This window comes from Roseobacter sp. SK209-2-6, assembly GCF_000169455.1.
Classification (GTDB): domain Bacteria; phylum Pseudomonadota; class Alphaproteobacteria; order Rhodobacterales; family Rhodobacteraceae; genus Pseudophaeobacter.
Genome location: NZ_AAYC01000011.1, coordinates 96,708 through 119,358 on the forward strand (window position 1 = coordinate 96,708; position 22,651 = coordinate 119,358).

18 protein-coding genes and 1 pseudogene are annotated in these 22,651 nt (G+C 56.2%); 15 read left to right on the forward strand and 4 right to left on the reverse strand.

From position 1 onward, the window contains the following. The first annotated feature begins 121 nt into the window (after positions 1–121). From RSK20926_RS16315 to RSK20926_RS23205, 4 genes are all read left to right on the forward strand, one after another. Positions 122–811 (forward strand): UTRA domain-containing protein, encoded by a 690-nt coding sequence (locus RSK20926_RS16315; protein ID WP_008208372.1) that lies wholly within the window; start codon positions 122–124, stop codon positions 809–811. Positions 812–1,182: 371 nt separating this feature from the next. Then, the gene (locus RSK20926_RS16320; protein WP_008208373.1) at positions 1,183–1,482 is read left to right on the forward strand and encodes a hypothetical protein; all 300 of its coding nucleotides are present in this window, start codon (positions 1,183–1,185) and stop codon (positions 1,480–1,482) included. Then, positions 1,470–3,044 carry a methyl-accepting chemotaxis protein gene (locus tag RSK20926_RS16325; protein WP_008208374.1) on the forward strand — a complete coding sequence of 525 codons (1,575 nt, stop codon included), beginning with the start codon at positions 1,470–1,472 and terminating at the stop codon, positions 3,042–3,044. The genes RSK20926_RS16320 and RSK20926_RS16325 overlap by 13 nt, the downstream gene beginning before the upstream one ends. 808 nt (positions 3,045–3,852) lie before the next feature. Beyond that, positions 3,853–4,251, forward strand: coding sequence for an invasion associated locus B family protein (locus tag RSK20926_RS23205; protein WP_332306549.1), 399 nt, complete (start codon positions 3,853–3,855; stop codon positions 4,249–4,251). 82 nt (positions 4,252–4,333) lie between these two features. Here the strand turns inward: RSK20926_RS23205 and RSK20926_RS16335 are convergent, their stop codons facing one another. Continuing rightward, a complete protein-coding gene (locus tag RSK20926_RS16335) occupies positions 4,334–4,738 on the reverse strand; it encodes a hypothetical protein (RefSeq protein WP_008208377.1) in 405 nt (134 codons plus the stop codon). Between the two features lie 77 nt (positions 4,739–4,815). On the opposite strand from RSK20926_RS16335, the pseudogene RSK20926_RS23210 reads away from it, so the two are divergent. Continuing rightward, a pseudogene (locus RSK20926_RS23210) lies at positions 4,816–5,632 on the forward strand (LysR family transcriptional regulator). Positions 5,633–5,681: 49 nt separating this feature from the next. Here the strand turns inward: RSK20926_RS23210 and RSK20926_RS16345 are convergent. Continuing rightward, positions 5,682–6,035 carry a winged helix-turn-helix transcriptional regulator gene (locus RSK20926_RS16345; protein WP_050773112.1) on the reverse strand — a complete coding sequence of 118 codons (354 nt, stop codon included), beginning with the start codon at positions 6,033–6,035 and terminating at the stop codon, positions 5,682–5,684. A gap of 156 nt (positions 6,036–6,191) precedes the next feature. On the opposite strand from RSK20926_RS16345, the gene RSK20926_RS16350 reads away from it, so the two are divergent. Together RSK20926_RS16350 and RSK20926_RS16355 are read left to right on the forward strand one after the other, a co-directional pair. Then, the gene (locus RSK20926_RS16350) at positions 6,192–7,157 is read left to right on the forward strand and encodes an MBL fold metallo-hydrolase (RefSeq protein WP_157133158.1); all 966 of its coding nucleotides are present in this window, start codon (positions 6,192–6,194) and stop codon (positions 7,155–7,157) included. A gap of 80 nt (positions 7,158–7,237) precedes the next feature. Further along, on the forward strand, positions 7,238–8,164 hold the full coding sequence (locus RSK20926_RS16355; protein WP_008208386.1) for a glutathione S-transferase C-terminal domain-containing protein: 927 nt from the start codon (positions 7,238–7,240) through the stop codon (positions 8,162–8,164). 68 nt (positions 8,165–8,232) lie between these two features. Here RSK20926_RS16355 and RSK20926_RS16360 read toward each other — a convergent pair whose 3' ends face one another. Continuing rightward, a complete protein-coding gene (locus RSK20926_RS16360; RefSeq protein ID WP_008208388.1) occupies positions 8,233–8,718 on the reverse strand; it encodes an Lrp/AsnC family transcriptional regulator in 486 nt (161 codons plus the stop codon). Between the two features lie 84 nt (positions 8,719–8,802). Here RSK20926_RS16360 and RSK20926_RS16365 point away from each other — a divergent pair, with 84 nt between their 5' ends. The 6 genes from RSK20926_RS16365 to lpdA are packed head-to-tail and all read left to right on the forward strand — an operon-like array spanning position 8,803 to position 17,664. Further along, a complete protein-coding gene (locus RSK20926_RS16365; protein ID WP_008208390.1) occupies positions 8,803–10,002 on the forward strand; it encodes a methionine gamma-lyase in 1,200 nt (399 codons plus the stop codon). 28 nt (positions 10,003–10,030) lie between these two features. Then, positions 10,031–11,380 carry a trans-sulfuration enzyme family protein gene (locus RSK20926_RS16370; protein ID WP_037255428.1) on the forward strand — a complete coding sequence of 450 codons (1,350 nt, stop codon included), beginning with the start codon at positions 10,031–10,033 and terminating at the stop codon, positions 11,378–11,380. Further along, entirely contained in the window at positions 11,370–11,921 is a 552-nt protein-coding gene (locus RSK20926_RS16375) for an OsmC family protein (RefSeq protein ID WP_008208393.1), read from the forward strand. Before RSK20926_RS16370 ends, RSK20926_RS16375 begins: the two co-directional genes overlap by 11 nt. 33 nt (positions 11,922–11,954) lie before the next feature. Next, positions 11,955–14,636 carry an alpha-ketoglutarate dehydrogenase gene (mdeB, locus tag RSK20926_RS16380; protein WP_008208395.1) on the forward strand — a complete coding sequence of 894 codons (2,682 nt, stop codon included), beginning with the start codon at positions 11,955–11,957 and terminating at the stop codon, positions 14,634–14,636. A gap of 13 nt (positions 14,637–14,649) precedes the next feature. Further along, complete coding sequence (locus RSK20926_RS16385) at positions 14,650–15,954, forward strand: 2-oxo acid dehydrogenase subunit E2 (protein WP_008208398.1); 1,305 nt, start codon at positions 14,650–14,652, stop codon at positions 15,952–15,954. A gap of 12 nt (positions 15,955–15,966) precedes the next feature. Continuing rightward, positions 15,967–17,664: a dihydrolipoyl dehydrogenase gene (gene lpdA, locus RSK20926_RS16390; RefSeq protein ID WP_037255433.1), complete on the forward strand. Its 1,698-nt coding sequence runs from the start codon at positions 15,967–15,969 to the stop codon at positions 17,662–17,664. Between the two features lie 521 nt (positions 17,665–18,185). On the opposite strand, the gene RSK20926_RS16395 is transcribed toward lpdA, so the two are convergent. Continuing rightward, the gene (locus RSK20926_RS16395) at positions 18,186–19,013 is read right to left on the reverse strand and encodes a helix-turn-helix transcriptional regulator (RefSeq protein ID WP_157133159.1); all 828 of its coding nucleotides are present in this window, start codon (positions 19,011–19,013) and stop codon (positions 18,186–18,188) included. A 123-nt stretch (positions 19,014–19,136) separates the two neighbouring features. On the opposite strand from RSK20926_RS16395, the gene RSK20926_RS16400 reads away from it, so the two are divergent. Both RSK20926_RS16400 and RSK20926_RS16405 read left to right on the forward strand, forming a co-directional pair. Further along, entirely contained in the window at positions 19,137–20,489 is a 1,353-nt protein-coding gene (locus RSK20926_RS16400) for an aminotransferase class III-fold pyridoxal phosphate-dependent enzyme (RefSeq protein ID WP_008208403.1), read from the forward strand. Between the two features lie 51 nt (positions 20,490–20,540). Next, positions 20,541–22,610: an oxidoreductase gene (locus tag RSK20926_RS16405; protein WP_008208405.1), complete on the forward strand. Its 2,070-nt coding sequence runs from the start codon at positions 20,541–20,543 to the stop codon at positions 22,608–22,610. The last annotated feature ends 41 nt before the right edge of the window (positions 22,611–22,651 follow it).

A 22,651-nucleotide genomic window follows, 5' to 3' on the forward strand; every position in this document is an offset into this window, starting at 1 on the left:
TTGGAGAAAATGAGGGCCGTGGCTGATTTTGGGAAGGTGCAAAGCGCCTTCCCGCGTTTGCCTATACATTCAGACAAAATATTGTTATGCGTAGTCATAACAGCTGAATGGACCCGACGCGATGAAAGCCACTTTCCGGGATGTCAAAGCCGACATCATGCGTAAGATTTCTGCCGGGGAATGGGCGCCGGGCGCTCTGATTCCCAATGAGATGGACCTGGCCGAAAGCTATGGTTGCGCCCGCGCCACGGTGAACCGGGCCATGCGGGAGCTGGCGGATGAGGGCGTCATTGAACGCCGCCGCAAAGCGGGCACCCGCGTGCGCATAGCGCCGGTGCGGCAGGCACGTTTCGCGATCCCGGTGGTGCGCGACGAGATTGAAGAGCAGAACGGTGAATACCGCTATGCCCTGATCAGCCGCAGCAAGGACGCGGCGCCCGGCTGGCTGCGCGCCCGGTTGCAGCTGCCCGAAGGCACCCCGGTTCTGCATCTCACCTGCATGCATTACGCCGACGGCAACCCCTATCAATATGAGGACCGCTGGATCAATCTGGCATTGCTGCCACAGGCGGAAGCGGCGGATTTTGCCACGCTTGGCCCCAATGAGTGGCTGGTGGCAACTGTGCCCTTCTCCGATGCGGAGATCAGCTTTTCCGCCGCCAGCGCCGATGAGACCCTAGCGGATTGCCTGAGCTGCACCCGTGGCGCGGCCCTCTTCACGGTGGAGCGTTCAACCCGTCTGGAAGGGGAGGCGGTCACCTTTGTGCGCCAGTATTTCCGCCCAGGCCACCGAATGACCACTCGCTATTGAAATCAAAGGCGCTTTGGCACAACCGGGGAAAGTTGGGTTAGCGGGTGGTGCCTGGGTTTTTTGCCCAGGACCACCTAAAAGAAGCAGGTTCGGCATGTCGCAGGAACTGCTCAACGTCCTTAATGCCAAAGCCAAAACAATCTATCCACCGCTACTTCTAGAAGGCGGCTTATTGCTTTTGCAAGTTCGGAGCTTGGCATGACCTTGTACTCGGTTTGATCCTGAATACCGGCTGGCTGTGCTTTGTTTTGCACAGGAGAGAGGTGCGGTTGTAACGCCGGAAAGAAAACACAAAGGCCCAGCAGGATAGAGCTCGTTCTTTCAAGAACTTGGTAACGAGTTTCCTGCACAACCCTCACAAAGGGGACTCCATGCAAAATCTGTTTCTGATTCTCGGTGCAGCCGCCGTCGTACTTTGTTCGCCTGTTCTGTTATTGGCTGCGCAAAGCCGCCCTTCAGAGGGGGAGGTGGCATTGGTTATCGCGCCTCCATGGGGAGAGAGCGCGGCGGTTATTGCAGCAAAAAACGGATTGCTGGAAGTCACGCCAGAACGGGCACCCATGGGGGCTCTGGTTTTGCTGCAGTCTCCACACAGCATTGATCAACTCTACAATCAGGGAGCTTGGCTGGTTGTAGATGGAAAGAGGGTTTTAGAACTATGCGCAAACTGATGACATCCGCGCTTCCAAAGACTGGTTCCCTGGGGACTGATGCAACGGAACGGCGCATTCAGCAGATCTCCAGCTGGATTTTGGTCCCGCTTCCGGCCCTGGCCGCCTATTTCTTGAACGATGGTGCGGGATGGTGGTTGTTTGCAACCCTTGGACTGACCTTGGGGGCCTTGGCATTCCTTTCGCAAAAACTGGCGGATTCAACCCGGGACTATCTGCTGAGTTTCTGTTTCATCGGACACTGCATTTTGTTCACCGCTTCCCTGAGCGGGCACGCCTGGCAGCTGGATGCGCATATGCTCTTCTTTGCAGCGCTGGCCATCGTATCAACTCTGGCCAATGCCAATGCGCTGCTCTTTGCAACGGTTCTTGTGGCGCTGCATCATATCTCCTTTAGCTTCCTGTTGCCGACCCTGGTCTATCCAAGCGGTGGATTGGCTGAAAACCTGCAGCGTACGGTGTTGCACGCGGGCATTGTCTTGCTGGAATCGGGCGTCTTGCTGATTAGCCTGCGCAAAAGTGCAGCGGCGGATGCCGCACTAAAGCAACAACAAAAAGCCGCGCAGGAGCAGGCAGAAGCAGCCGCCCGTGCCGAGGCAGAGGCGACACAAAACAAGAAGGACGCCGAGCGCGTGGTCGGCATCGTTGGGGACCATCTCTGTGATTTGGCAGATGGCCGTTTGGATAGCCGTATTGATGAGGAGTTCCCGGCAGAATACCGCCTGCTGCAAAAGAACTTCAACGCGACGGTTGATACACTGAAGGAAACGATCGATCAGGTTCTGGATGCAACCCATAGCATCAACAGCGGGGCAACCGAAATTAGCCAGGCGTCAGAAGATCTGTCCAACCGAACCGAAAGCCAGGCCGCGACTTTGGAACAGACAGCCGCAGCACTGGAGGAACTGACTGTTTCTGTGAAATCGGCTGCCGAAGGGGCAAAAAGCGTCGAAGCCACCATGGGTGAGGCCAGAGACGAAGCGGTCAACAGTGGGCAGATTGTCAGAGATGCCGTTTCGGCAATGGGCGAGATCGAAAACTCTGCCACGCAGATTGCGCGCATCATCAGCGTGATCGATGATATTGCCTTTCAGACCAATCTATTGGCCTTGAATGCCGGGGTGGAAGCTGCCCGCGCCGGTGAGGCAGGCAGAGGCTTTGCCGTGGTCGCGTCCGAGGTACGTGGCCTGGCGCAACGCTCTTCGGATGCAGCAACCGAGATCAAAACACTGATCCATGAAAGCTCTGAGCATGTTGAGCAGGGGGTCGATCTGGTTGGTAAAGCCGGTGATGCGATTGAGAGCATCGTAGAACGTGTGAACCAGATCTCTGGACTGGTTTCCAACATCGCCAAAGGTGCCGCTGAGCAATCCATAGGCCTGAGCGAGATCAACACCGGTGTTGGCCAGCTGGATCACGTGACACAGCAGAATGCGGCCATGGTCGAAGAAGCCAACTCAGCCGGTCACATGCTGCATTCAGATGCTCAGAAGCTTGCGGAACTCGTGGGGCATTTCTCTTCCGAGAGCTCGGCACATGCAATTTCTGCAGCGGCGGCCTGAACTACAGGCTTGCCCGGATCGGGATTGATTGCTCTATGCAGCGAAGAAACGCCAGTCAGGATCCGTTGCGTTTCTTCGCAGTCAAAAGCGTTTTAGGTGGATGCGAAACATCCGCTTGGCCTGTCTGACTGGCAATCATTGTGGATGAGGGGGCTCAAAGCGTATTCAATCATGAATAGCCGCTCTGATAGGGCGCATCATAAACATGGTTGCGCAATGCAGCTCACGAGCCCTTCTACCAACTACCATCCAGTGAGTTGTGCTGTAGTTGTGGGCCTGTTGATCTTCTGATCTCAATGGACGTCTGAGAGTGGGGCCAGTCGAGAGTGGGGGTTGAGCAAAAGTGATTTGCGGGAGGTTTGCCCCCCGCAACACTTTTTAGGAATGCTTTTGCCGCTCACTCCGAGAGCAAAGCGGTCGTCAGTTCGGCTGTGCGTGTTTTTGCGGCGGCCAAAGAGTGACGGGCCAAAGACTGGGGTTTACGGGGAACGCGATCCAATCCTGCGCCTTGCCGCACCTCAGCTGGAATATGTTTACCCACCATTTTTTGTGTTCTAGGGCGGTGCCATTGTTTCGGTGCATGGCCAAGAGTGGCTGGCCGCATTGGAAGCCGCAGGCCAACTGGCCGGACAGGCCGGATGACTTTGCTGCGCGATTTGGCAATCGGCATGGGGCTACTGCTGGCGGAAGGCCCCGCCGCGGCCTAGGATCTGCAGGGGCGTGACACGGCAGGAAACTGGCGTGTCACGCATTATGGGCCCATGGCATTTGGAAGAGTTTCTGTGATGAGCGCGAAGAAGACGGCTCTTTGAGGCAACGATGCTACATTCGTTGGGTTGATGTTTACGCCCCAGCGCCTCGGTTAGGCGCATTGTTCACCTTTATGACACCGCAAAAGGAGAGGCTTGGCGGGCATGATGTGAAGTTTGGACCCGAGCCAGGGACCGCCATTGTTGCTGATGGTCTTCGGATAGATCTGGATAATGGCACCACCTGGCAGATGACAGATCGTCAATGCCTGCTTTGGGCGGACTGCAGCCTGGAAGCAGAGGCCCCAGCGCAACTCCTTGAGGCAAAGCTTCAGGGCGGAAGTTTTCATTTTGAGTTTGCTGACAGCCGCGGCCGCCACTTCAATTTGCAATGGCCCTTGGAGGGGTTTGCGGAGGCTTTTGCAACCTATGAGGCCGAATGGCAACGGCGTCAGTGACAAATCTACTTTCTATTGTTCCTCAACAAGCAAAAGCCGTCCCGCTATGGGGGTGGCTGTACTCGTGACCGTGTGAGGTGCGTTATTCGCTGTGGAAAATCGCATCTCCCTTGCCGTCTTGAAAGATGAAGAGAACACAGTCTTCCACACTTATACAAGCGTCGCCATGGAAGGCGTAGGTATTGGCATGATCCGGTACGGCAAATCCGTCTGGCATTTTGAGGTACATAGCACAGGGCCAACTGTCACGGTCGCCCCAAAGATTGGACAGCGACATCGGAGTGCCTTCGATCGGGGTCCATTGGATGTCGTCGAATTTGGTCATCAGGCCGGTGTCTGCAACAGCGGCAGTGGCCGCGGCGAAGGAAACTGCGGCGGCGGCCACAAGTTTGAAAATACCCTTGATTTGAGCTCCTTTAGCAATGACGGCCAGCGACGGAGTGCCGTTGACGGGCCGGGCGAAGTTGATGGGATTGAACCTAAGCAAATGGCAGAGGAGCTAAATATGCAGCGCTGCAACCAACTGTTTCGGAGTTGCCGATGAAACTGACGAGCGATGATCTGATGGTGGTGTTGGCTCTGTGTTGCGAGGGGACACTTGAACGGGCCGGGTTGTTTCCGGATCGGGATGTCTCATCAGTATTTCGGGCCATCAAACGGATCGAGACAAAGGTCGGAGCACCGCTTTTCTCCCGCTCAAAGACCGGATTCGAGCCCTTTCCCGCAGCCGCAGAACTGGCTGAACGGGGGCGTGAAATCAGTGAATCCCTGTCTCATGCGGATCGGATCTGTTCTGGTCTGGAAGAGCAGCTGACCGGGCGGTTACGCATCACGACAACGGACGTTCTTTTGGAGCACTTTATCCTGCCGAACTTGGCACAGTTCAGGCGCGAGGTGCCGCAGATCGAAATTGAATTCAGCACCAGCAACCAGTTTGCGAAACTCTGGGAACGTGGCTTTGATCTGGCTGTGCGCCCCTCGTCCAACCCGCCAGGTCAACTGCTTGGACAGTTCCTGACCCGGTTGGGATTTGTTGCGGTCGGTGGGCCAGGCTATATGGCGGCAGATCGGGGATCTGGATTGGCTGATCCCGGGTAGCGGGCTGGCACAGCACCCTATCCGCAGGTGGTTTGCCAGAAACGCTGTCCCCAGCGCCTCCGTTACCAGTCTTGATTTCATGAACCTCATGATCAAAGCGGTCCGGGAGGATCTGGGTGTTTCTTTGCTGCCGGATCTTCCTGCCCTGACCGAGGGGTTGCACAAAATCGAGGGGCTGGAGGTCACAGAGACCTCTGAAATCTGGTGCCTTTATCATTCCAGCAACCGTGGGAATCCTCTGATTCAGGCCTTTGTCAAATTCATGAAACGCGCCATGGCTTGATGCAACAATGGGGCCAGAGGCAGCAAACGCGACCTGACCTCTCCGTTGATCAGGCCTGTTTTTGCGTCTGGGTCATCGCGTCAAAATTCTCGATGACCCAGTTGTCGAGGGTGCCGATTACCTGAGCCAGAGACAGCCCAAGCGGGGACAGGCGGTAGTCCACCCGAGGCGGGACTTCGCCATAGTCCTGGCGGATCACCAGATTGTACTCCTCCAGCCTTTTTAGGGTCTGAGTTAGCATTTTCTGCGAGATTCCCTCAATCGCACGCATCAATTCGGCGTTGCGCATCGGCCCCTCCAGCAAGAGGGGGATGACCAGTAAAGACCACTTATCCCCGATCACAGCGATGATCTGGCGCGACGGGCAGAGAGCGATATAGGGGTCAGGCTTGATATCAAGCATATGTGAAAATCCCATAGGAACCAAAAGGTGCGTACTTCTTCTGTGGTGCCCTTGATCTTATCCTCTGATTCAATCGATGCAAGCCACGGATGCAGTTCGGCCGCGCTGCCTGCGTCATCCGGATTGGCTTGCGAAAGAATTGCAAGGAGATCAATGATGACATCACTGACACGCAGACAGGTTTTTGGAACCGCCGCCGCTGCCGCTGCTGCAACCACTTTGTCAGGTGCGGCTTCGGCCAAGGCGCCACGCGCAACCGGTCAGGCACCGGGATTTTATCGTCGCAAGGTGGGGGAGGCCCAGGTCACGGCCCTGCTAGACGGCTATATTGATGTTGCCCATGGGTTCTGGACCGGGATTGAGCAAGCCACCGTTGAAGAGTTGGCAGCCGCCGCCGGCCTTCCCGACAATGGCTCTATTAGGATTGGTGTAACCTCTTATCTGATCAATCAGGGCGATCGCCTGGTTCTGGTCGATACTGGCTCGGCGGATCTGTTTGGCCCGACCGCGGGAAAATTCCTTTCTGCGCTGGCAGCGGCGGGCCATACACCGGATCAGGTGGATGACATTCTGATCACCCACATGCACCCGGACCATATCGGGGCCCTGCTGGAAAACGGCGCCGCAGTTTTCCCGAATGCACAGATCCACGTCGCCAGACTGGAGTTCGACCATTGGACATCGACAACCGCTCAGTCCAATGCGCCTGATTTCGCCAGACCCTGGTTTGATGCGGCGCTCGGCGTAAAGGCGGCCTATGACGGACGCCTCAATGTCTTCTCTGGCGCTCCCGAAGTGCTCCCAGGGCTTACGGCGGTGCCACTTCATGGGCATACCCCCGGCCATAGCGGCTATCGCCTGTCGTCCCGTGGTGAAGATCTGTTGATCTGGGGGGATGCCTGCGGCATCGCATCAGTGCAGTTCGAGCACCCCGAAGCGGGTCTGGCCTTTGACGTTGATGGGGCCACTGGAAAGGCAACACGTGCCAAGCTGTTGGATATGGCCGCTGGTGAGGGTGTTCTGGTTGCATCGGCGCACCTGCCGTTTCCCAGTTTTGGCCGTGTGTTGCGCGCCGGGGAGGCATATGCCTGGCAGCCCGGCGAATACCGTTTTGAGGTCTGATTGAACCTTTCAGTGATCCATCAGGTTTTCCCGATTGGAGCAGGCCTTGTGCCTGCTCCCTTCATCTCGATGAGGCAATCATGATGAGCAGCATCCCGAGACGTGGCCTGTGTCAAGGCCAATGGCATGCGGATCTAAACACTATGCCGGACCGCAACAGCGACTTTCAGCAGAGTTTTAAAACGCCAGCGGCCCGGGTTGAGATCGACATTGATCGTTTGCGCCAGCGGCCAGAGAGCTATCAACTCTATGCCGCCAAGGCCTGTCCCTTTGCCCATCGTGTGCTGATGATGCTGGCCCTTTTGCCGGACGCTAAAATCGGCGTGACCCATTGTGCTCCTTGGTTGGGGCACCCGCAGGGTTGGACATTTGAGGCCGGAGCGACCTCACCCATAGGAGGTCAATATCTCTGGCAGGTCTACACTGCATCTGACCCAGCCTATTCCGGGCGAGTAACTGTGCCTGTGCTATGGGATTGTGACGCTCAGGCCATCGCTTCAGCGGAGTCGCTGGACATCATTCAAGCGCTGGCGATAGCGTTTGGCCCACATCTTATTCCCAATGAGACGGGTTTTGCAGAACTATGCGATTGGATCCACGATGCTCTGAATGTGGGGGTCTACAAGGTTGGATTTGCCACCACTCAGCAAGACTATGATGCTGCCATTGCGGCACTTGAGGATACGCTGCAGCAGGTCAGCACGCTGGTCTGCGATGGCTATGCCTATGGTGATAGCCCGACATTAGCCGATCTCATGATTTTTGCCACAGGCATAAGGTTTGACGTGGCCTATCAAGGTGCGTTCCAAATCCAGCATCGGCGTTGGAGCGATGACTCCAGCCTGAGTGCCCATTTGAAACGTGTTGCTCAGCTGGAAGGCATTGCAGAAACCGTGGCAGTTGACGACTATCGCAGGCACTACTTTGATGAGATTGGTTTTCCAATCCGCCACACGATGGATGACGGGCACTACATTATACCCTTTACCCCAGATCCGTTCGCGTGAGGGCGAGACGGGGGTATAAAGCACTAGTGTCGAAGACCTTAGGCTTGTTTTGCTAGGCCCGCTACCTACTATAACATTGGGAAAACACTGGTCTTTTTCACGACCCCGTAGACGAAACTGCTATCAATTGATCCGACCCCACCGATCGAGTGCAGCTTGTTGCGGATGAAATCCTCATAGGCACCCAGCCCGGATACCATGACCTTCAGGAAATAGTCCGTTCCGCCGGTCAGCATGAAGCACTCGAGCACCTCGTCGAATAAAGCAATTTTCCGCTCAAAGTGTTGAACCGCATCACCGTTGTGATGCTCCAGTCGGACATTCACAAACGCAACAATGGGCAAACCATAGGCAACCGGATCAACATCCGCGCTATAGCTTTTTATGGCTCCCGTGGTCTCCAAATTACGCAAGCGTCTTAAGCAAGGAGAGGGCGAGAGGCCGACCTTCTCGGCCAAATCTTGATTCGTGATACGCCCTTCCGATTGCAGGGTTCTCAATATTTGGCGGTCAATCTGATCCATCCTTTGCTCCTCGTTGGCATAATCTGCCATTTTTCATATCAACTTGAGCATAGTTCGCAATAAAATTTCCCTCAGCCTGTGCGCAAATTTCGTTGTCCACATGAGGAGCAACAAATGACCACTTCACAGGGTTTCGCCACGCGAGCAATCCATCACGGGTATGATCCACAGGAAAACGAGGGCGCTTTGACGCCGCCGATCCACATGACATCAACCTTTGCCTTTGAAAGCGCTGAAGCTGGCGGGGCGATGTTTGCAGGTGAAGCATCCGGTCATTTTTATTCACGGATTTCCAACCCAACGCTTGATCTGTTGGAACAACGCATGGCGACCCTGGAAGGCGCCGAAGCTGGGCTGGGCACGGCTTCTGGTATGGGGGCAATCACCTCAACCCTCTGGTCTCTGGTCCGCGCGGGCGATGAGGTGATCATCGACAAGACGCTCTATGGCTGCACATTTGCCTTCTTGACCCATGGTCTTACCCGGTTTGATGTTTCGGTGCGTCCGGTGGACATGACGGACCCATCCAACCTGGAAGAGGTTATCAGTGATCGCACACGTGTGGTCTATTTCGAGACACCGGCGAACCCAAACAACCGGCTGGTGGATATCGCTGCGATTTCGAAAATTGCGCATCGAGCGGGGGCCAAAGTCGTTGTTGATAACACCTATGCAACCCCGGTGCAGACCCGCCCGATCGAGCATGGCGCGGATATCGTCGTGCATTCTGCAACCAAATATCTGGGTGGCCACGGCGATTTGATTGCCGGGATTGTGGTAGGCTCCGCGGAAGACATCACCAATATTCGTCTGGTCGGATTGAAAGACATGACTGGCGCGGTGATGGCGCCGATGACCGCAATGCTGGTTATGCGCGGCCTCAAGACCCTGCAGCTAAGGGTTGAGCGGCACTGCAAATCTGCATTGGAAGTTGCCCAGGCGTTGGAGGCACACCCGGCGGTGGCCAAGGTCTATTATCCTGGGCTAGCGAGCTTCGAACAGGGTGATCTGGCGCGGCGTCAGATGGCCAATTTCGGTGGCATGATCCCATTTGAAGTTGTCGGCGGCAAAGAGGGCGGCATTGCCTTTATGAACAGGCTGTCCATGATCCAGCGGGCTGTCAGCCTGGGGGACGCGGAAAGCCTGATCCAGCATCCCGCCTCCATGACACATTCGACCTATACCCCGGAAGAACGCGCGAAACACGGTATCGGCGAAGGTCTGCTACGGCTCTCCGTCGGTCTGGAGGACGTCGATGACATCCTGAGCGATCTGATGCGCGCTTTGGGACAGCATAACAGCGCAGCCGCCTAAGGCTTCCCAAACCGGATTGGAGAGCAAGATGACAACTACAGAAATTAGAGGCGACCATTCCAGCAAGGCGCCAAACAGAACTCAGGACAGCTGGCTGGACACTCTTGAGCGCAAACGTCAGGCCGGCCCATTCATGGGGGCTGATCATGTCAACTCCTTGGGTTTGTCAACATGCGCAGTTCATGCCGGGACCCATGATGACCCGCGTACGGGCGCCGTTGGCACCCCGATCTATCAAACATCAACCTTTGTGCTGAACGACGATCAGTATGAATCGGTCGAAGGTGGTTTTGCCCGTGATCGCTTTATCTACAGTCGCTATGGAAACCCTTCCCAATGGGCCGTCCAAGAGAAGCTGGCTGCACTGGAAGGTGCTGAATCTGCGATTGTCTTCAGCTCTGGCATGGCGGCCATCACCGCCGGCGTCCTGGCGATGGTTGACAAGGGGGCACATGTGGTCGCGGCGAGCGACCTTTATGGGGGCACCTACAATCTGTTCAATCAAGAGTTTCCATCCTTTGGGATGTCAGCGACGCTGGTGGATTCCTATGATCTGGACGCCATCGAAGAAGCAATTCAGCCCAACACTCAGGCATTGTATTTCGAAGCAATAACCAACCCGGTTTTGAAGGTTGTGAACATCCCGGCCTTGGTTGAGATCGCAAAACGTCACAATCTTCGCCTGATTGTTGATAGCACCTTTGCGCCGCCACCTGTGATGCGCCCGCTGGAGTTGGGGGTCGACTTGGTCATCCATTCTGCCTCCAAATATCTGAATGGGCATTCTGATTTGATCGCAGGCGTCGTGGCCGGCCCACGTAAGCTGGTTGATACGGTCTGGCCCAGGCTCCTGAACTTTGGCGGGTCACTAGATCCACATGCCTGTTTCTTGCTGGAACGCGGATTGAAAACCCTACCAATCCGCATGCGCGCCCATGAAGAAAGCGCCACGGCCCTGGCCAAGTTCCTGGAAAGCCACCCGATGGTGGAAAAGGTGCTCTATCCCATGTTGCCAAGCCATCCCGATCATGCCCTGGCCAAAAGCTTGATGAAGATGGGAACGGGCAATGTGACCTTCTTTGTCAAAGGCGGCGACATGGCGGCGCTGGCTTTGCTGGACCACCTGAACCTCCCAAAACAGGCCACTAGTCTGGGTGGAGTCGAAAGCCTGATTAGCCTGCCTTTCAATTCTTCTCAGGCAACCATGACCTCCAAGCAACGGGCTGAAATCGGGATTGATCCCGGCTGCGTCCGCTTATCTGTTGGCATCGAAGATGCCGCTGATCTTATTCAAGATTTTGACCAGGCTTTGAAGCGGATCTCAAGGGAGATCCCCACTCAACCTGCTGAAAATAAGGAAATATCCCATGCGAAATAGCATCCCGGCAGCCGCTCTGAGTGAATTTGTCAACGAAGTGAGCGATAGCCCGGAAGAGGGGCTGATGCGCTATGGCATCGAAATCGATTGGGAAAGCGGTACGCGTTCAAAGACCGAGACCAAACCTATGTTGGTCGGGCCTCATCGTGTCAGCCGATCCTTTAGCTGGAAAGCGGACGAACCACGGCAGCTCATGGGCAATAACCACGGTCCCAACCCGCAGGAGCTGCTGATGTCGGGGCTGGGCTCCTGCATGATGGTGGCCTTTGTTACAGGGGCAACCGCCGAGGGGATCCAACTGGAATCCGTCAAGATCGACTTTGATGGTGAATTGGATCTGCGCGGATTTATGGGGTTGGGCACAAATTCCGCCATTGGTTTTCCTGAACTCTCCTACAGGATCCATGTGGTAGGTGACGGAACCAAAGAGCAATTCGAAGACCTGCATAAAAAGGCAATTGCTCACAGTCCAAATGCACAGACCATCATGAACCCGGTTCAGCTAAAGGGCGAGGTTCTCAGCACTCCAATCTCCACCTGATCCCTTCTCAAAGACCAATCTCCGGAAGACCCCATGACACTTTCTTTGCACAACTCCGAAACCGACACCGATCCCGCAGAAACCCAGGAATGGATTGACGCATTGGTCAGCACAAAGGAGGTCGCTGGTACAGAACGTGCCCAGCACATCCTGAAAGCGCTAGAGGACAAGGCCCGGGTCGAAGGATTGCTGACAGGGGAGCAGCCCTATTCCTCCTACAGGAACACTATTCCCGTAGAGGAGCAGGGGGTCTATCCCGGTGATTTGGAGATCGAAAACCGCCTGACCTCGATCATTCGTTGGAATGCACTGGCTACCGTTGTGCGTGCAAATGAAGCCTATGGCGGTCTTGGCGGACATATCGCGAGCTATGCCTCGGCGGCGGAAATCTTTGAGATGGGGTTCAATCACTTTTTCCGGGCCAGGACAGAGGGTTTCGGGGGTGATCTGGTCTATTTTCAGCCCCATTCCGCGCCGGGTATCTATGCGCGTGCAAACCTCGAAGGACGACTGAGCCGGGAGCAATTGGACAACTACCGCCAGGAGGTTGCCGGGAATGGTCTGTGTTCCTATCCACACCCCTGGTTGATGCCCGATTTTTGGCAGGTGCCAACGGGTTCAATGGGGATTGGCCCTCTCAGCGCGGTCTATCAGGCGCGATACATGCGCTATCTGCAAGACCGGGGTCTCGCAGAGACCGAAGGGCGGCACGTGTGGGGCGTTTATGGCGACGGGGAAATGGATGAACCGGAATCCATCGCTGGCCTGACCCTCGCCGCGCGCGAGGGCCTGGACAATCTGACCTTCATTGTGAACTGCAACCTGCAACGTCTGGATGGACCTGTGCGGGGCAACGGCCAGGTCATTCAGGAGTTGGAATCCCTCTTTATCGGTGCGGGCTGGAACGTGATCAAAGTTCTTTGGGGCAGCGAATGGGATGAGCTGTTTGCGCGCGACAAGGACAATGTGCTGCTCAGCCGTTTTGCGCAAACAGTGGACGGCCAATATCAGAACCTGGGCGCAAAGGACGGGGACTATAACCGCGACAAGTTCTTCAATGCAGATCCACGTACGGCGCAGCTGGTCAGCCATATGACCGAGGAAGAGATCAACAATCTCAAACGCGGCGGCCATGATTTCCGGAAACTCTATGCTGCCTTTGCCGCTGCCAAGGCGCATAAAGGGCGCCCTACCGTGATCCTTGCCAAGACCAAAAAGGGTTATGGCATGGGGGGTGCGGGTGAATCCCGCATGATTGCGCATCAGGCGAAAAAGCTGGACACCGAAGCGCTGTATCAGTTCCGCGACCGCTTTAATTTGCCCATGTCTGACGAAGATGTGGAGAAATTCCGCATTTTCCAACCAGAGGCCGACAGCCCCGAAATGGAATACCTGCGCGAACGTCGCACGGCATTGGGGGGCTTTTTGCCCAAGCGAGAGCGCAAAGCACCGGAGAACACGGTTGCCAAAGTGCCTGATGTCGCAAAATACGCAAAATTCGCCCTAGAGGCGGATGGCAAAGAGATGTCCACCACAATGGCGGCGGTGCGCATGATGGGCGGGATGCTCAAAGACAAGGCGTTTGGTCCGCGTTTGGTGCCGATCGTCGCAGATGAAGCGCGCACCTTTGGCATGGACAATCTCTTCCGCCAAATCGGGATCTATGCGCCTGATGGACAGCTCTACGAGCCCGAAGATGCGGGCTCCATGATGTACTACAAAGAGGCTAAAAACGGCCAGATGCTGGAAGAGGGCATCACCGAGGCCGGAGCGCTTTCCTCCTGGACAGCCGCTGCCACCTCATACTCGATCCACGGCATGCCAATGCTGCCGATCTACATCTACTATTCGATGTTTGGCTTTCAGCGGGTCGGTGATCTGATCTGGGCGGCTGCGGATCAACGCTCCCGTGGTTTCCTTCTGGGGGCTACAGCGGGCCGGACCACCCTCTCCGGGGAGGGGCTGCAGCATCAGGATGGCACCAGTCATCTGATTTCAGCCACCGTGCCCAACTGCCGCAGCTATGATCCCGCTTTTGCTTATGAGCTGGCGGTGATCATGGACCAAGGTAGCAAACGCATGATGGAAGAGCAGATCGACGAGTTCTACTACATCACCGTGATGAATGAGAACTACGCGCAGCCCTCACTGCCTAAAGGGTCGGAAGACGACATAATCAAAGGTCTGCATCGGGTCGAAAGCTTTGGGGACGCCAAGGTTGATGCGCGGGTTAATCTGGTTGGTGCAGGTACTATTCTGCTTGAAACAATAGAGGCCGCCAAATTGCTGGAACGCGATTTTGGCATCGCAAGCGACGTCTTTAGCGCGACGAGTTTCTCGGAACTCTCCCGTGACGCCGAACAGACGGAACGCCTGAACCGGTACGATCCGCTGAAGGCACCACGCCAGTCTCATGTGCAAAAGCAGCTGGGTTGCAAGCTGCCGGTCATCGCTGCCACGGACTATGTGCGTGCAGTGCCCCAGATGATTGCCCAGCACCTGCCGCAGCGTTTTGTTGCACTGGGCACCGATGGCTTTGGGCGCAGCGATCAGCGTGCAAACCTGCGCTCCTTCTTCGAGGTTGATCGCTACCATATCGCGCTGGCTGCTATCGAAGCCCTGGTTCGTGAGGGCACGCTAGAGGCCGAAGTGCAGGCGAGTGCCTTGGAGAAATTCTCCATGCGTGCTGACAAACCAGCTCCGTGGACCGTGTGAGGGGGCAAAGATCATGACAAATACAATTGAACTGCGTGTGCCCGATATTGGCGATTTCAACGATGTCCCGGTGATTGAAATTCCCATTTCGGTTGGTGATACAATTGCCGAAGATGACACGATCATGGTGCTGGAAAGCGATAAGGCGACGCTGGATGTACCAGCGGAACAGGGTGGCAAGCTGATCGAGCTTTTGCTGGCAGAGGGGGACACAGTCTCAAAGGGGGATCTTGTCGCCCGGCTTGAGGTTACCAGTGATGCCGCAGATGAAAGCGCAGCTGCTGCTCCTGCACCTGCAGTGGAGCCAGAAATTGGAGTACCCGCTGCTGAAACAAAAACAGCAGTTGCACCGGTAGCGCCTGCGGAACAACCAACTGTTCCAGTGGCCACTCCGCTGCCCGGGCCGACTGCGGACAATATGGTCTATGCTTCCCCGTCGATCCGAAAATTTGCCCGTGAACTAGGGGTCGATATCAGTCAGGTTTCCGGTAGCGGTGTCAAAGGGCGTGTGACTCGCGAAGATGTTGCAGGTTTTGTGAAGACGGCGCTTCAATCGCCAAAAACCGCACCCTCTGGCACCGGGCTTGGCCTGGAGCTGCCCGTCTGGCCGCAGGTGGATTTTGCCAAATTTGGTCCAACCTCCCGCCAGAAACTTTCACGTATCGCCAAAATCTCGGGCCCTAGCCTTGCGCGCAATTCGGTCATCATCCCGCATGTGACCAACTTTGAAAGCGCCGACATCACGGATCTGGAAGCCTTCCGCAAACAGGTGAACAGCGAAGCGAAAGACGGGTCAAAAATGACCATTCTGGCGTTTGTTGTAAAAGCTGTGGTCGCCGCATTGAAACAACACCGGACCTTCAACAGTTCGCTTGATGGCGATGAACTGGTGATGAAGGACTATTACCACATTGGTGTGGCCGCAGATACGCCAGATGGGTTGGTGGTTCCGGTAATCAAGGACGCAGACCAGAAGAGTCTCTCTGAGATTTCCCGGGAAATGGCCTCCTTGGCGCAACAGGCGCGTGACAGAAAACTGAAATCTGCAGACATGCAGGGTGGGACGTTCACAATCTCTTCCCTCGGCGGAATTGGCGGCGATAATTTCACACCGATCATCAACGCGCCAGAGGTGGCTATTCTCGGCATGGTGCGCTCTTCGATCCAACCGGTTTGGGATGGCGATGCCTTTCAGCCACGGCTTATCCAACCCATGAGTTTGAGTTGGGATCACCGCGTTGTTGATGGTGTGGCCGCCGCACGCTTCCTGAAATCTGTGCAGGCAATCTTGCAGGATTTTAGGCGTATCAGCCTGTAACGGAGACAGATCATGACTATGAATGTGGAAATCCCCGATATTGGCGACTTTAGCGATGTGCCGGTGATCGAAATCAACGTGGCGGTGGGCGATACCGTTGCCATAGATGACCCGATTTTGCTGCTTGAAAGTGATAAGGCCACTTTAGATATACCAGCTCCATTTGCTGGGACCGTGTCCGAGATTCTGGTCGCAGAAGGTGACACTGTAAGCCAAGGCTCTCTTGTGATGCGGATTGAACCGTCGCAAGGGGTAGCGCAGGAAGCGGCGCTCAGCTCGCAAAAACCTGCAGCAGCACCGGCACCAGTTGCAGACAACAGCGACCAGATGTTTGATACCGTTGTCATTGGCGCAGGCCCTGGCGGCTATAGCGCGGCCTTCCGTGCGGCAGACCTTGGGCAATCTGTAGCCCTAGTTGATAGTGGGGCAAACCTGGGCGGTGTTTGCCTGAATGTCGGCTGTATCCCATCCAAAGCACTGCTGCATGTTGCAAAAGTCATGGATGAGGCAGAGGATCTTGCCGCCCATGGCGTTGATTTTGGTACAGCACAGTTCGATCTGGAAAAGGTTCGTGCCCGAAAAGAGAGCATTGTGGCGCGTCTGACCGGCGGGCTGGACGGATTGGCGAAAAAGCGCAAAGTAACGGTGATCCAAGGCACTGGCCGGTTCTCCGGCTCGCATCAGCTGAGTGTCACAATACCCGATGGTGAGAAGACCATTGGCTTCAAGCATGCAATCATTGCTGCGGGCTCCAGCCCCGTGCGTCTGCCATTCTTGCCTGAAGATCCCCGTGTCATCGACAGCACCGGTGCCCTAGCGCTGGAAGATATTCCTGCCCGAATGTTGGTTTTGGGTGGCGGAATTATCGGTATGGAACTGGGGCAGGTCTACCAGCGTTTTGGCGCAGAGGTCTCGGTGGTTGAAATGATGCCTCAGATCATTCCTGGTGCGGACAAGGATATTGTCGCCCCATTGATGAAGCGCATCTCGACCAAGTTCAAAAACATCCACCTTACAACGCGTGTAACGGCAGTGGACGCGCAGGAGGAGGGGCTGCTGGTTACCTTCGAAAAAGGCGGCGACAGTTTCCAGGAGAGCTTTGACAAGATCCTTGTGGCTGTTGGGCGCAAACCCAATGGGACCAGATTGGCAGCTGAAGCGGCAGGCGTCGCTGTCGATGACCTTGGGTTCATTGCTGTTGATCGCCAGATGCGGAGCAATGTGCCGCATATCTTTGCTATTGGCGATGTCGTCGGCCAACCAATGTTGGCACATAAGGCCGTACACGAAGGCCATGTCGCAGCAGAGGTCATCGCCGGGCAGAAGGCCGCGTTTGATGCGGCGGTGATCCCTTCAGTTGCCTACTGTGATCCGGAAATCGCCTGGGTCGGACTGACAGAGAGCGAAGCCAAAGTGCAGGGCATTGCCATCAAGAAAGCAGTCTTTCCCTGGATGGCTTCGGGGCGGTCCCTGTCCATGGGGCGCGACGAAGGGCTGACCAAACTGATCTTTGACCCCAGTAGCAAACGTGTGCTGGGAGCGGGTATCGTGGGGCAGGGCGCAGGGGATCTGATTGCCGAAGTTTCCCTTGCGATTGAAATGGGTGCGGACGCTGAGGACATCGCCCTGACGGTCCACCCACATCCAACGCTTTCAGAAACCATTGGGCTTTCTGCTGAGGTCTTTGAGGGCACCATTACGGATCTTTGATGCAATTAAAGGTGCCCGGGCTGAATGCATGCTGCAAGCGGCTTTTTTACATAAATGAGTTGAGGGATTCATCTCGCGACTCCAGTATTCTAGCTTGAGCATATGAGCAGTTGGGCCCCTAGGAAGTACAAGACGACGAACTGGTCGGCTTACAATGACAGCTTGCAGCGACTTGGGGCGCGATCAATCTGGTTTACCCCAGATGGTCTGAGTGCCGCCGCCGTGTCGAGATAAGAGGAAGGTTAGAAAACGTTCCGGGGATCGTTTTCTGACGTTTGGGTGCAATCTGTGAAGCGACAGGATCATGCCGCACGGCGGCAGACGTCCACCGACAGATCGTATAGGTCCAAAACAGCATTGTCGTGCTAAACCGTTTCACAGGGCTTGGCATGTCCGTCACTGAGCCCGTAGGGCAAGCCTCTCAGGGGAAAAAGGGGAAGACCGCTTCACCCGATTTGTGCAACTAAACCGATAGTTGGCAAATGCCCTCAGGTGGCCATCTGGTAGTTTCGGTCCTTGACCTACATACTCAGCAAAAATGGGGTGAGCAGGGAAAACAGCTCCGCTTGAGAGGAAATCTCGCATTTGCGATAGAGCTGTTTGCGGATCACTTTGACGGTTTGTGGGCTGATACCCAAAAGCAGACCGATCGATACCGAGGAATGCCCCTGCAGGATCAGAAAGGCGATCTCGGATTGTCGTGGACTCAGCGCAATACCCTTGTCCTGCCTTACTCTTTCGCGAAGCAATTCAGCCACTTGCGGTTCACTCTGGGGTTCTGCGGAGCGCAGGTTTCCCCAGTGGCGTTTCGCCAAGGCCAGAACGATGGGCGCGCTGGTGCGGAGCTTTTCAAACATATGGGCGGAGAATTTTCGCCCGGAACTGGCATCCCGACCAACGCAGACCATAACCGAAACCCCGGGGGAGGGACGTACGAAGTAGATCATCTCATCGATCAATGTGGTGCGCCGGTAATAGGTGGCGTAATACTCGTTTCGCTGAAATTGATCGGGCGCAATATCATAGAGCCGATACAGATCTTCATCGGCGCGATCCGCATGCAAGGCATAGGCCGGATCCAACAGATAGACCCCGCGCACATAGTCGCTGTCTAGCTTTTCGAAAACCCTTCGATCCCTGGCCCGCGAGTAGAACACCTCTGGCCTACGATCATCAAAGAAAGCGATCATCGTCACGTTGTCGATCTTGTAGCTCACCCCCAGCCAGGTATCCAAACTGGCCTCAAAAGCAGGTGTTCCCACATTTGTGATCGTCTGGGCCAAGGCCTGTGCTTTCTCTGTACCTAGCTGCTCCACCTCTATACCCCCCCAGAGGTATATACCCCCCATTGTCGCAATAATACCATTGGTGCCCAATATGGTTGGTATAAAACTGCAGCTCACACATGACAAGCCGCCGACCGAACCTCTGTTACCGCCCCGCTTGGCGGGCTACTGCGAGAAGGCTTCAATATGGCAAAAGATACCCATGATATTCTCTTGCAGGATGACCATCTGATCCAGTCCTTTGCCGATCTGAACGGGTTGAAGGCGCAGGGGGCACGCACGGTGATCAGCAAGGCCAAGGGGGCCTATGTCTACGACAATGCGGGAACGGAGTTGATCGACGGTATCGGCGGGCTTTGGTGTGTCAACATCGGTCACGGCCATCCAGAGATGATCGCGGCTATTACTGAACAGCTGCAAACACTGGACTATTATTCGACCTTCTACAATTTTACCCATCCCACCGCTGCGGCTCTGGCAGCCAAGGTGGTTGAACTGGCGCCCGGCCATCTGAATGCGGTGCATTTTGGCAATTCAGGGTCCGTTGCTAACGACAGCGCGATCCGGATGCTGCATCACTACAATATCCGCAAAGGCCGCCCGGAAAAGAAGATGGTGCTGTCGCGCCAAGGCGCCTATCACGGCTCCACCCATCTGGCGATGGCGATGACCACGCCGCTTTATTCCGAAGGTTGGCACTGCGCGCGCGAACTGGTTCATCACTTGCATTCACCGCATTTCTGGCGCGAAGGGGCAGGGGCCTCGGAAGCGGAGTTCCTCGATGCCTTGATGGAGGATCTGAGCGGCAGTATCGAGCGTATCGGGGCCGAAAACATCTGCGCCTTCATTGCTGAGCCCATCCAGGGTGCTGGCGGTGTTGTCACCGCGCCCGCAGGCTATCACAAGCGCGCCTGGGAGATCTGCCAGGCCAACGATATCAAATACATCGCTGACGAAGTGGTCACCGCCTTTGGCCGGTTGGGGCATTTCTTTGCCTCTGAGGATGTCTTTGGCATGGTGCCGGATATCATCACCACCGCCAAGGGGCTCACCTCGGGCTATCAGCCGCTCTCGGCCACTATTGTCTCGGACGAGATCCATGATGTGGTCTCGGGGCCGGACGGCATGTTTCTGCATGGCATGACCTATTCCGGTCACCCAGCCGCCACCGCTGCGGGTCTGGCCAATATCGCGATCATGGAACGCGAAGAGATCCCGCAGCGCGTCCGCACTACCGGCGGTTATTTTGAAGAGAAGCTGCGCGGGTTGTCTGACATTGAAATCGTCGGAGAAGTGCGCGGCAGTCATTTCATGATGGGCATCGAATTCACCCGCGACCGCGCCAGCAAAGAGAGTTTTGATGCAGATCTCCAGGTCGGCCTCAGGGTCGCCCAGGCCTGTCAGCGGCGTGGTTTGATCGCGCGTCCGCTGGGCAATGTGCTGATCCTGTCGCCAACTCTGATCATGGATCACGCGATGATCGACCGGGTCGAAGCGATCCTGCGAGAGGCCATTCTCGAAGTTGCCGCCGGTCTGTGACCCGCCCCCTGTATCCGCTGCCCAGCACATCAAATTCCAAAGGAGCGAGCCTTGCGCGAGCCACGCTACGATATCCTCTTTGAGCCGATCCAGATCGGCCCCCACACGGCCAAGAACCGCTTCTATCAGGTGCCGCACTGCAATGGCGGCGGCTATCGCGACCCTTCGGCGGCAGCAGCCATGCGTGGCATCAAGGCCGAAGGCGGCTGGGGGGTGATCTTTACCGAACAATGCGAGATGCATCATACCTCGGAAATCACTCCGTTCATCGAGCTGCGCCTTTGGGAAGACAAGGACATCCCGCAACTGCGCCGGATGTCGGAAAAGATGAAAACCCATGGCGCCCTGGCGGGTATTCAGTTGGCCTATTCCGGTATCAACGGGCCGAACCTCTATACCAAAGAAGTGCCGCTTGCGCCTTCGGCCCTGCCGATACGCACCTTCACCAATGATCCGGTGCAGGCGCGCGCGTTGTCCAAGAGTGAGATCAAGGATCTGCGCCGCTGGTTCGTGAATGCCGCCAAACGCTCCAAGGAAGCGGGCTTTGATCTGATCAACCTCTATGGGGCGCATGGGTTTGGCATCTTCCAACACTTCCTCAGCCGTGCCACCAATCACCGTACAGACGAATATGGCGGCAGCTTGGAAAACCGCTCGCGTTTTGCCAATGAGGTGATCGCCGATATCCGCGATGCGGTGGGCGACAAGATCGCCATCGCCCTGCGGGTTTCACTGGATGAGAGCATCGGCGATCTTGGCTTCTCTAACCAGGAAGTGCGGGAATTCGTCGAGATGAACCGCAACCTGCCCGATATCTGGGATCTGGCGCAGGGCGCCTGGGAGGATTGCTCCGGGCCGTCGCGTTTTACCGAAGAAGCAGCGCAGGAACAGCTGGTGCGGGGCATTCATGACCTCACCGACAAGCCCATTGTTGGGGTAGGGCGCTTCACCTCGCCAGATGTCATGGCGCGGATGATCAAATCCGGCACCCTGGATATGATCGGCTGCGCCCGGCCCTCGATTGCCGATCCCTTTATCCCTCGCAAGATCGAGGAAGGCCGGGTGGAAGACATTCGCGAGTGCATTGGCTGCAATATCTGCATCACCGGCGACATGACCATGTCGATCAGCCGCTGCACCCAGAATCCCACCTTTATGGAGGAATGGCGCAAGGGCTGGCATCCCGAAATCATGAACAAAAAGGGCGACAGCTCCAATATTCTGGTGGTGGGGTCAGGCCCCGCCGGGCTCGAGGCCGCCTGGGCGCTGAGCCGCCGCGGCTATGATGTTGCCATCGCTGAGGCCAAGACGGAAATCGGCGGGCGTGTCACGCAAGAACGCACACTTCCGGGCCTGTCAGCCTGGGGCCGCGTCGTGGACTACCGTGAATACCAACTGCAGCAACGAGCCAATGTCGATATCTACCTCGACAGCGCGCTGGATGCCGAAAGTATCCTGGAATTCGGTTTTGAAAACATCGCCATAGCCACCGGCGCCACCTGGCGTCGCGACGGGGTCAGCCGCCAGCATGTGGTGCCGATGCCCATCGACACTGGCGCAAAGATCTATACGCCTGATGATCTGATGGCAGGCCGAGTGCCGGTGGGCTCTGTGGTGATCTATGATGATGATCACTACTACATGGGTGGGGTTCTGGCAGAGCTGCTGGTCAAGGCGGGCGCCAAGGTGACCCTCATCACCCCTGCGGCCTATGTGTCCGACTGGACCAACAATACGCTGGAACAGGCCACCATTCACGCGCGCCTTGCTGAGATGGGCGTTGAGATCGTGCTCAACCGGGGGGTCACCCGGATTGCCGCTGATCATGTTGAAAGCAACTGCACCTATACCGGGGCGACCCAGCCCTATGCAGCAGATGCGGTGGTCATGGTGGCCTCGCGCATTGGCAATGACAGCGTCTTCAGCGCGCTAAAAGCGCGCGCGGCTGAATGGGCGGATGCGGGCATCAAATCCGTCAAGATCTTTGGCGATGCAGAGGCCGCAGGCCCCATCGCCTGGGCCACCTATGCAGGCCATCGCTACGCACGCGAGCTGGACGGGGATGACATTGGTGATGCTCTGCCCTTCCGCCGCGAAATCACAGAATTGGCGGCGGAATGATGCGGATCAGCAAGAAACAGGGTGAAAACCAGGACTTCGCA